Here is an 11,273-nt window from a genome sequence, read left to right as displayed (position 1 = left end):
CTTACCTGCTTACCTGCTTATCTTTAGTTACATCATATCCAATTTTTACTCTTGCTACATGTTTTTTAGTATCAATAGATAATTTCAATTTTCTGTAACATAAAATTCTTATAATATTCTTGAATCATAGAAATCTAGCTTTAGAGCACATTTCAATAGTTCAAAATAACTTAATATCTCACTAAGTCAAATAAGTGTGATTCATTGTGCTGAATTGTGTTTTTTAAGCTTTTAACTTAGGTTTTCAATGCACTTTTGCGCCTGATTAGGATAGAATCCGTAAACTTAAATTTCGATTATTTCTACTAGCCTAAAATAAGCCTGAAATTTAACAAATTTAACAAAATAATTTTTTTAGCGCTTTAGAAGCTGTAATCTAAGGGCGGTAGCGTGGTTTTTTTAGAGCTTAGTGCTTTTGTTGAGCAGTATTGCTTTATAAAAAGCAGCTTAAACACGAACCAGTCAATTTATCTCATCATCAATCAGTAACTTAGGATTTTTAAGAAAATTTAAATGAAATTATATACAAAACCAAAAGTTTTATTCGCAATTTCCTTCTTATTTCTCGCTGGTTGTACAGTGCCTGGCAGTCACATTTCTTTAGATAATGAAGAAACCAATCAACATGAAAGCACCGAAACACAAGTAAATGTTTATGCTTTAACATCTGAGTCAATTTCTCAATTTAAAAAGCCTGAAATTCAGTCAACTGCAAATAATGCCTTAGAACAAGAAATTCAACGTTATGAGTATCGAGTAGGTGTTGGCGATGTGCTTAACATCACGATATGGGATCACCCTGAGTTAACAATCCCTGCAGGTTCTTATCGTAGCTCCGCGGAGTCAGGTAACTGGGTACACTCTGATGGAACCATTTTTTATCCATATATCGGTGTAGTAAAGGTAGTAGGTAAATCAGTTAGAGAGATAAGAGCTGATATTGCAATGCGTTTAAGTCAATTTATTGAAGCTCCACAAGTAGATGTCAATTTAGCGGCATTTCGTTCTCAAAAAGTATATGTCACCGGCGAAGTGAACAAGTCTGGTGTACTGCCTATTACTAATATTCCATTAACCCTACTTGATGCGGTTAATCAATCTGGTGGAATAACTGAAGATGCTGCTTGGCAGCAAATGGCGTTAACACGTGATGGTCAAACTGAACAGATCTCGTTGTATGGATTGATGCAACAAGGCGATTTAACACAAAATAGATTATTACGAGAAGGGGATATATTGCATATTCCACGTAATGATGATCAAAAGGTCTTTGTGTTAGGGGAGGTAAATGACCCTCAAATGCTAAAAATTGATCGAGTGGGTATGAGCTTAACTGAAGCGTTGGCAGAAGTTGGTGGTATAAATGAATACCAAGCTGATGCTACTGGTGTGTTTGTGATTAGAAGCCAATACAGTGAACAAACTGGTCCAATTGCTAATGTTTACCAATTAGACGTTTCTGAAGCCACAGCTTTAGCATTAGGAACCGAATTTGAATTGCAACCGTATGATGTCGTCTATGTCACTGCGGCACCACTAAGTCGCTGGAATCGAGTCATGATGCAACTATTACCGACTATTTCAGGGTTTAACCAATTAGCTCAAGGTATTGAACGTACAAATAATATTTATAGTGATAATTAAATTATGTTTGAAAAAATTTTAGTCGTGTGTGTAGGAAATATTTGCCGTTCTCCGACAGGTGAGGCAGCATTAATTAAACGTTTGCCCAATAAAACAATCGCCTCTGCAGGTATTGCTTCAGAAAAAAGTGGATTAGTGGGTAAACCTGCAGATGCGACAGCAATTGAGATTGCTAAAAATTATGACCTTGATTTATCAGCTCATCAATCACAACAGTTAACGCGAGAGTTAGCTCAGCAGTATGATTTAATACTGGTGATGGAAAAGGGGCATATTCGTGCAGTAACAGACATGATACCTGAGGCGAGAGGTAAAACGATGCTGTTTGGCCATTGGCAAAACCAAAAAGACATTCCAGACCCTTACAGGCAAAGTAAAGAATTATTTGAAATTGTCTTTAAAGCCATTGATTTAGCAGCCCATGGCTGGGCAGCTAAATTGAAATAGCATTAAAACCGAAAACTGCACTAACTAAAGATTAGCCTAAGCTAATTTTGGAAGACTTCATCTGACGACATATTCAATGTCCGCCGTACTGTCAGTATTAAATTAGGGTTGTAAAATGAGTTCAAACGAAAACCGTAAGCCACAAACCGATGATGAAATAGATTTAGGCAAATTATTGCATATCTTATTAAGTGCAAAGTGGACCATTATTGGCGTTACTGGTGTTTTTGCTGTACTGGGTATTGCTTATGCGTTATTAGCAACACCAATCTATAAAGCAGATGCGTTATTACAGGTTGAGCAAAAACAAAGTGGAATGTCTGCGTTAGTGGGTGACATGGGTGAAATGTTTTCTTCAGAGTCATCAGCCACTACTGAAATTGAGATTATTAAATCGCGGATGATTATTGGCGAAACGGTTGAAAAACTAAACTTAACCGTTAACGCCACTCCTAACTATCTTCCGATAATAGGCAAAGGTTTAGCAAGACTAACCGGTGAGCAACATAGTATCAATGTGACACGCTTTGAAATACCAAGCAGCCATCAAGGTACTAGCTTTATCGTTAAAATCACTGCTGATAATAAAGCCTATAACATATTTGATGAGCTGAATGAAAAAGTATTATCAGGTGAAGTTGGCCAGCTAGCAGAAAATAATGGCTTTAAATTATTTGTCCGTGACTTGTCAGCTAAAAGCGGAGATGAATTCACTTTGTCACTGCGTAATCGCTTGCAAGTTATTCAACAGTTAAACAGTAATCTTGCTATTTCAGAACGTGGTAAACAAAGTGGTATTTTATCATTATCATATAGTGGTGAAGATAGAGTCCAAATAGAAGCTATTTTAAATGACATTAGTCAGCGATACTTTTTACAAAATATTGCCCGTAACTCTGCAGAGGCTGAAAAAAGCTTAACTTTCTTGAATGAGCATTTACCAGGTATTAAAGGTGAATTAACCGTTGCAGAAGACACGCTAAACGGATTTAGACAAGACAATGATTCGATCGATTTAGGCTTAGAAGCACAATCAATTTTAAAAGTAATGGTTGAACTTGAAGCGCAAATGAACGAACTAACATTCAAAGAAAGCGAAATTAGCCAAAGATTCACCAAAGAGCATCCCGCTTACCTGTCGTTACTTGATAAACGCCTGACCTTAGAAAGCGAGCGCGAACGCTTAAATCGTCAAATTCAAAAACTGCCAAAAACCCAGCGAGAAGTACTACGCATGACCCGCGACGTTGAGGTTAATCAGCAAATTTATATTCAGTTACTCAATAAAGTACAAGAGTTGAATATCTTAAAAGCGGGCACAGTCGGTAATGTACGTATTCTAGATAATGCACAATCTGCATTATTACCAATCAAACCCAAAAAACCATTAATTGTTGTGCTAGCCACACTGCTAGGAGCCATGCTATCAATTGCTGGCGTGTTGGTAAAAGCGGCCTTTAATCGCGGTGTTAAATCACCCGATGACATCGAAGCCTTGGGGCTTGCGGTATATGCAACAGTGCCAAAATCTGATATTCAAACGAAACGTGATGTCATATTTGGTAAGTCAAAAAAACGCTCTGAAGTTGGCTTACAAGAAAACTTACTTGCTTACTCTAACCCTGAAGATTTAAGTATCGAAGCATTACGTGGCTTACGGACTAGCTTACACTTTGCAATGATGGAAGCTAAAAACAATGTCATTTCAATTTCAGGTCCTTCACCAAGCATTGGTAAGTCATTTATATCAGCTAACTTAGCGGCAATTATTGCCCAGTCAGGCCAAAAAGTTTTAGTGGTCGATGCCGATATGCGAAAGGGCTATATGCAGCGCCATTTTGGTATTAAATACGAAAATGGCTTGTCTGAATACTTGTCAGGTAAGTTACCAATTGAGCAAGTCATTGACAAAAATGTGATTGAGAATCTTGATGTGGTAACGCGAGGGATAATACCGCCCAACCCTTCAGAGTTATTAATGCATAATCGCTTAACTGAGTTTTTAAACTGGGCTAGTGAAAATTACGACTTTGTAATTGTGGATACGCCACCAATTTTAGCCGTTACCGATGCTTCAATTATTGCCAGTCAATCAGGCACGACATTAATGGTCATTAAATATGACGGTAATCCGGTTAAAGAAATTGAAGTAGCCAATAACCGTTTTAACAATGATGGAATTAAAATCGCTGGTACCATTCTTAATATGGTCGAGAAAACCGGTTCAGGTTACAACAACTATGGTTATTATAATTATAGCTATAAGTAAGTTATGAATTTTTCGGTAATAAAATATTTTAAGAAATAAAAGAGCCTATTGGGACTGCCAAAAGAAAACCTAGGCAGAAAACAGTAAAACCTAGGCTCTATAGGAGGTAGCGGCAATATCGCTGTCTCAAAATGGATAAAAAGTGTCTCAGCTTGGTTTTAAAGGCTGAGTTTAATATGTGTGTTATTTCAGTTTTTTTATAATCATATTTGATGATTATCTACTCTCTAATTAATTCTTTGAAACAAAAAATCAACTTTGAAACATAAGGCAGTAAGATGAGTTTATCACTAGAAAATGCAAAAATCGGTATTATTGGTTTAGGTTATGTTGGCTTACCTTTAGCTGTAGAGTTTGGAAAGAAGTTTAATACATTAGGCTTTGATATAAACACGACTCGTGTAACTGAGCTTACAGAAGGTAAAGATTTTACTTTAGAGTGTTCAAGTGAAGAGCTCAAAGAAGCTACCAACCTAAAATACAGCGCAAATGTTGCTGACTTGAATGACTGTAATGTTTATATCGTTACTGTGCCAACCCCTATAGATGAGCATAAACAACCCGATCTAACACCGCTGATTAAAGCGAGTGAGATGCTTGGTAAGGTTATCTCTAAAGGCGATATCATTGTCTATGAGTCAACTGTATATCCAGGTGCTACAGAAGAAGAGTGTTTACCAGTTGTAGAGAAATTTTCAGGACTTACTTTTAATAGTGACTTCTATGCAGGTTACTCACCTGAGCGTATTAATCCTGGTGACAAAGAGCATCGTGTAACAAACATTTTAAAAGTTACCAGTGGGTCAACTCCTGAGATTGCAGAGTTTGTTGATCAATTATACAAAAGCATTATCACTGCTGGTACTCATAAAGCATCATGTATCAAGGTAGCAGAGGCTGCGAAAGTTATTGAAAACACGCAACGTGACGTAAACATTGCTTTGATTAATGAACTTTCTATCATCTTCAATAAATTAGATATTGATACATTAGAAGTCTTAGAAGCTGCTGGTACTAAGTGGAACTTCTTACCATTCCGTCCAGGTTTAGTCGGGGGTCACTGTATTGGTGTTGATCCATACTACTTGACTCATAAAGCGCAAACTGTAGGTTATCATCCAGAGATGATCCTTGCAGGTCGTCGTTTAAATGATGGTATGGGAGCATATGTGGTATCACAGCTAGTTAAAACAATGCTCAAGAAGCGCATTCATGTAGACGGTGCAAATGTCCTTGTTATGGGCTTAACCTTTAAAGAGAACTGTCCTGACTTACGCAACACAAAAGTCATTGATATTGTCAGTGAATTAAAAGAATACAATATTAATGTTGATATCACCGACCCTTGGTGTAGTAATGAAGAAGCAAACCATGAATACGGTTTGACTACAATTGAACAGCCAAAACAAAACCATTATGACGCTATTATTTTAGCTGTAGGACATAATCAGTTTAGAGAACTGGGTGCAGAAGAAATTCACAAGTTTGGTAAAAGTGAACATGTACTTTACGACCTAAAATATGTTTTAAATAAAGACGCAGTTGATATGCGCTTATAAGCTTATTCTGAACTATCACTGAAATCTTAATATATAACGAGGTGAACTTTTCCACCTCGTTTTTTATCATATAAATATTGGTCTGAATATGTCTCGTTACGATGAAATACAAGCTGAATTAATCACTGAACCTAAAATATGGTTAGTAACAGGAGTTGCAGGCTTTATTGGCTCAAATCTATTAGAAAAACTATTAAAACTTAATCAAAAAGTAGTTGGCCTTGATAATTTTGCTACTGGCCATCAACATAACCTTGATGAAGTGAGAAGCTTGGTAACAAGCGAACAGTGGAATGCTTTTACATTTATTGAAGGTGATATACGTAATTACCAAGACTGCGAAAAAGCAGTTTCAAATGTTGATTATGTACTTCATCAAGCTGCATTAGGTTCTGTTCCTCGCTCAATAGCTGATCCAATTACAACCAATGCAACTAATATTGCTGGCTTTTTAAATATGCTGGATGCAGCAAAAGAAGCAGAAGTAAATAGCTTTACTTATGCTGCTTCAAGTTCAACTTATGGTGATCACCCCGCTTTACCAAAAGTAGAAGAAAACATAGGTAATCCTCTATCACCATACGCTGTAACAAAGTACGTAAATGAATTATACGCGGGTGTGTATGCACGTACCTACGGGTTTAAAACCATAGGTCTACGTTATTTTAATGTCTTTGGTCAGCGTCAAGATCCCAATGGTGCCTATGCTGCGGTTATTCCAAAGTGGACTGCTGCAATGATAGAAGGGGATGATGTATTTATTAATGGAGATGGTGAAACTAGCCGGGATTTTTGTTTTATTGAAAACACTGTACAAATGAATATTTTAGCGGCGACAGCACGAGATGAAGCCAAAAATCAAGTGTATAATGTTGCAGTTGGAGATAGAACAACGCTTAATGATTTATATAAATCAATACAAGAGGCACTGAAAAAATATGACATTGACGTGATTCAAGCTCCAATTTATTGTGATTTTAGATCTGGGGATGTTCGTCATTCGCAAGCTGATATTAATAAAGCAAAAATAAACTTAGAATATGAACCTGTTTATAATATTTGTCAGGGGATTGAAATAGCATGTAACTGGTATACAGAAAACCTCTGAACAAAATTTACAACAGTATTATTCTGTAATGCTAGTGAACTTTAGATTTAAATTAACTTCGATAGGGATAGGGTTTTGCACTTTAGGCAAGATATAAATGGTTTACGAGCTATAGCTGTAATTGGTGTTATGCTATTTCATTTTCAATCTAATTGGCTACCTGGCGGCTTTGCTGGTGTTGATGTTTTTTTTGTTATTTCAGGTTTTTTAATGACAAGTATAATATTTAAAGGGGTAGAAAATAATCAATTCTCACTTTTAAATTTTTACTTATCGCGAGCTAATAGAATCATTCCCCCTCTTTCTGTTATGTGTTTAATTATTTTATTTATAGGGGGCTGGATACTAACACCTCAAGAGTACTCGGCGTTAGGTCGTCATGTATATTCTAGCATTTCGTTCTTTTCAAATATAATGTATTGGCAAGAGTCGGGTTATTTTGATGGCTCTTCAGCTTACAATTGGCTTTTACACACTTGGTCACTTTCTGTTGAATGGCAGTTTTATATTTTATATCCACTTTTTATCCTTTTTTTGAAAAAAATCAGCAGTATCGACACTATAAAGCCAACACTTGCTATTCTAACATTTATTTTTTTTGTTTTTAGCGTATTTGCTTCACATAATTTTCCGAATGCTGCTTATTACTTATTACCCATTAGGGGCTGGGAAATGTTAGTAGGTGGTTTAGTTTATTTATATCCTATTAGTTTGAGTAAAAATAAAAGTCAATTAGTTGAGTTTGTTGCTATTTTGCTTATTATAGTTTCATATCTTTTTATGAGCAGTGATACAGTTTGGCCGGGTTATTATGCTTTAACTCCTGTTTTTGGGGGGGTGTTGTTACTATATGCAAATAATCAGAATAGCTTTATTACTGGAAACTATTTTTTTCAAAAAATAGGTGCTGCCTCTTATTCTATCTATTTATGGCATTGGCCTGTAGTTGTCTTTATTCACTACTTTGATTTAACTATTACGTCAACCATCTTTGGTTTTGTACTTTCAGTTTTATTTGGTACTTTAAGTTATAATTATATTGAAAAAATAAAATATAGGAAAGCGCATACTATAAAAGAGATAATTAAGTTACCTTCAATAAGTTTAGCTGTACTGACCTTCGTTATTGGTTTTTTAGTTTTTTATTTTGATGGTTTAGAGATTAGAGGCAGTAATTCAAACTATAGTTTGGCCACTGAATTAGAGAGATTAAAACCCAATAAAGGTTTGGATTCATCTTGTGATTTGACCTTCAATACTTCTGACCAATGTAACAATTCTAAATCTCCGGAAATTTTAATTTGGGGGGATTCCTTTGCAATGCAACTTGTGGATGGAGTGTTATCATCAAATCCGGATGCGCAATTAATACAGATGACGAAAAGTTCATGTGGTCCTATTTTTGATGCTGCACCTGTCTTAAAGGGAACATTTGCAACAGGGTGCCTTGATTTTACATCAAAAGTGAAAAAATGGATTAAGCAAAACTCATCTATTAAATACGTAGTTATGTCATCACCATTTATACAGTATTTAGAGCACCCAGTAGAGTTTGCTGATGGGAGCCAACATAATATTGATATTTCTGAGTTAAATGAACTATTTATGAGTACATTGAGATTCTTTGAAAAAAATGGTATTAAACCAATCATATTTTCTCCTCCACCAATGAACGGGAAAAACTTAGGCAGATGTTTATCTACTCAAACATATAAGGATGCAGACCTTTCTTATTGTGATTTTAAAATTTCTGAGCTTGATCAAATTCAGACTGTAGTATTTAACTGGTTAGACTTACTTTCTAATAATTATAACGTAGTAAATCTTAAAAATTATTTTTGTGATGACAAGATGTGTAAATCTCATATAGGCAATACATATTTGTATCGGGATGCTGAACACTTATCTAAAGAAGGATCTGAATTACTTGGTTTAGAAAAAGATTTTTATAAGATGATTATTAATTAGATGTCAGTTACACGTTGTGTCACTTTAAGAAGTAAGTAGTTAGTGTCTTATTGAATGGAATGTTATAAATAATATGTCTGATATAGTAATAATATGTCTATCAATACCTCCTTTGTTTGTTTCAAGTTGGAATATACTGAAGGGGCGTTTAAATACTGTTGTCGTTATTTATCCAGTATTTTTTCTTTTTTATGTTAGTCCTTCTTTTTTGAATGTGATTTACGGAAAACCTGAATATGCTAGTAAATTTTACAATTTTAATTTAGCTAATGATGATAGCTTGACTTTGTTAGTTTATGGCATTTTTATTTCTAGCTTATTATTGTTTTTTACGTATAAAACTTTTGTGTCTAGTAAGTTTAAGCTAGATGTAAGCGTTATGAAGGTGAATTCTTTTGTTCTAAGAGGACTTATTCTTTTAAGTATAAGTAGTTTGTTGTTAGTATTTTTTTCTCCTAATCCCGAAATATATTTTGATTATGGGAAAATAAGAAGTTTATATGGCACAGCAGACTATGACTTTTATGTTTATGTTAGTTTTGCTTGTGTTATTTCAGCATTTTGTATTTTATTATTAAGATTTTTTTATGGTGCTAACATTAGTATTTTTAAAAGTATTCTTCTTTTAACTATCTTGACTTTAGATATTGTCTTTAATGGGAAAAGGCTTTTGATGTTTTTTCTGCCAGTTTACTTCATGATAGGATACTTTTATAGTAATAAGAAAAAATATGAAGTTATTAAAGTTATCCTATCTTTCTTACTGTTTATATCCTTTTATTCATATTACACAGATGAAGTGAAATTTGATATTTCAAAGTCAGAAGAAGAAGTTTACTCCAATTTACGTATCGATTTTGGAAGGGATGACGTACTTAAGTTTGCCATCTATAAAACTCTGATTCAGGGGGAGTCAATCGTCGATTATCCAGGACAAACTATGGTGGGTGCTATAATGGCATATATACCGAGAAGTATGTTTCCTCACGATGAAATGAAACCTTATCCATATGCACAGTATTTAACTAATCAACTTGTTTATAATGAACAAGGTGCAGGCTTGAGAGGTTGGACTGTTACTACAAGTTTTATAGATGAGTTTGTCTCTAATTTTGGCTGGCTAGGTTTTTTGTGTGTTCTTTTATTTTATTATAAAAGTTTCAAGTATATTGACTGTTTGAAGAGTCAGAATCAACGCTTTTACTTTTATATTGTGCTCGCTTTTCTACATGTTGTACACCCGCACGCTATAATGCCTTTGTTGTATTTTGCATTATTTTTAATAGTTAAAAATGGATTCAGTTTTTATAAATTTAAATGATTATTTGGAGGCTTTGTGAAGCTTAGTGTTTGTATTGTAACGTATAATCATCAGGATTATATTTCTGAATGTTTAGATAGTGTGTTAGAACAAGTTGTTAGCTTTGATTTTGAAATTGTTTTAGCGCAGGATTGTAGTACTGATAATACTGGTAGTATCGTTAGAGAATATAAGGAAAAATATCCTGATATAATTAAGCTAATAGATAGAAAAATCAATGTCGGTGTTATGCAAAATTATGAAGACATTTTTAATTTAGCTAAAGGTGAATATATCAGCTTTCTAGATGGTGATGACTTTATGTTACCTGGTAAATTAAATGCTCAAATCGAAGCACTTGAAAATGACGAACACTGTAATATTGTTAGTCACCCACTCTCTAATTTCGACTCTAAAACAGGTAAGGTTTTGAGTACTCCTCATAAGTTTGAAACACTACAAAGATATACTTTAGAGGATATGGTTACAAAAGGTTTCTTATTCTCACATAGTTCAAAAATGTTTAGAAAAAACTCATTACCTAAAGAGGTTGTTGACAAAAAAACGAAAAATTGTACAGATTATCTTTTGCATATGCAGAACAGTATTACTGGTGACATTATACACTTAGTTGATGTTTATGGGATGCATCGAGTTCATGTTGATTCCCTATCAAGGCAAAATATGAAAAAAGGTAATATTTGTTTAGCACTTGATGATCAACTTTATGCATTAGATAAGATCTCTACTCAAACAGAAATAGCGAAAGAGACATTATTATTGGGTTATAAAAGAATATTAAAGTGGGGTATAAAAAAGTCTTTAGCTGCGGCAGACCTAGATGAATTGTATCGAATAAAAACTATTTGGGGTGAAAAAATTCAAGAACCTTTACCCAAAGTACTCGATTTATTTCTTAGGTTCCCAATGGGTTTAAAAGTTTATTCTTTTCTATATAGTAACTTATATAAAATTAAC

Annotated in this window: 8 protein-coding genes; all 8 read left to right on the top strand. The window is 34.3% G+C overall.

Annotation, left to right across the window (positions count from 1 at the left end; translation table 11 throughout):
- Positions 1–513 precede the first annotated feature (513 nt).
- Positions 514–1,644 carry a polysaccharide export protein gene (locus BCU84_RS17475; protein WP_102529358.1) on the top strand — a complete coding sequence of 377 codons (1,131 nt, stop codon included), beginning with the start codon at positions 514–516 and terminating at the stop codon, positions 1,642–1,644.
- A gap of 3 nt (positions 1,645–1,647) precedes the next feature.
- Positions 1,648–2,091 (top strand): phosphotyrosine protein phosphatase, encoded by a 444-nt coding sequence (locus tag BCU84_RS17470; RefSeq protein ID WP_102529357.1) that lies wholly within the window; start codon positions 1,648–1,650, stop codon positions 2,089–2,091.
- 115 nt (positions 2,092–2,206) lie between these two features.
- Complete coding sequence (locus tag BCU84_RS17465; protein ID WP_102529356.1) at positions 2,207–4,360, top strand: polysaccharide biosynthesis tyrosine autokinase; 2,154 nt, start codon at positions 2,207–2,209, stop codon at positions 4,358–4,360.
- Between the two features lie 278 nt (positions 4,361–4,638).
- On the top strand, positions 4,639–5,919 hold the full coding sequence (gene tviB, locus BCU84_RS17460) for a Vi polysaccharide biosynthesis UDP-N-acetylglucosamine C-6 dehydrogenase TviB (RefSeq protein ID WP_102529355.1): 1,281 nt from the start codon (positions 4,639–4,641) through the stop codon (positions 5,917–5,919).
- A gap of 88 nt (positions 5,920–6,007) precedes the next feature.
- Positions 6,008–7,027, top strand: a complete 1,020-nt coding sequence (locus tag BCU84_RS17455; RefSeq protein WP_102529354.1) for an NAD-dependent epimerase/dehydratase family protein — start codon at positions 6,008–6,010, stop codon at positions 7,025–7,027.
- A 75-nt stretch (positions 7,028–7,102) separates the two neighbouring features.
- Positions 7,103–8,995 (top strand): acyltransferase family protein, encoded by a 1,893-nt coding sequence (locus tag BCU84_RS17450; protein ID WP_102529353.1) that lies wholly within the window; start codon positions 7,103–7,105, stop codon positions 8,993–8,995.
- A 73-nt stretch (positions 8,996–9,068) separates the two neighbouring features.
- A complete protein-coding gene (locus tag BCU84_RS17445) occupies positions 9,069–10,316 on the top strand; it encodes an O-antigen polymerase (RefSeq protein ID WP_102529352.1) in 1,248 nt (415 codons plus the stop codon).
- A gap of 15 nt (positions 10,317–10,331) precedes the next feature.
- A partial coding sequence (locus BCU84_RS17440) for a glycosyltransferase (RefSeq protein WP_102529351.1) occupies positions 10,332–11,273 on the top strand: 942 nt, incomplete at its 3' end.

It is taken from the genome of Shewanella sp. 10N.286.51.B7 (assembly GCF_002873615.1).
Lineage (GTDB): Bacteria > Pseudomonadota > Gammaproteobacteria > Enterobacterales > Shewanellaceae > Shewanella > Shewanella electrodiphila.
This window is presented reverse-complemented; position numbering and strand designations above follow the sequence as displayed.

Bases quoted from the DNA above. Each gene is read 5' to 3' on its own strand.
- tviB (WP_102529355.1), top strand. From the start codon at position 4,639: ATGAGTTTATCACTAGAAAATGCAAAAATCGGTATTATTGGTTTAGGT.
- BCU84_RS17470 (WP_102529357.1), top strand. From the start codon at position 1,648: ATGTTTGAAAAAATTTTAGTCGTGTGTGTAGGAAATATTTGCCGTTCT.
- BCU84_RS17475 (WP_102529358.1), top strand. From the start codon at position 514: ATGAAATTATATACAAAACCAAAAGTTTTATTCGCAATTTCCTTCTTA.
- BCU84_RS17445 (WP_102529352.1), top strand. From the start codon at position 9,069: ATGTCTGATATAGTAATAATATGTCTATCAATACCTCCTTTGTTTGTT.
- BCU84_RS17455 (WP_102529354.1), top strand. From the start codon at position 6,008: ATGTCTCGTTACGATGAAATACAAGCTGAATTAATCACTGAACCTAAA.
- BCU84_RS17465 (WP_102529356.1), top strand. From the start codon at position 2,207: ATGAGTTCAAACGAAAACCGTAAGCCACAAACCGATGATGAAATAGAT.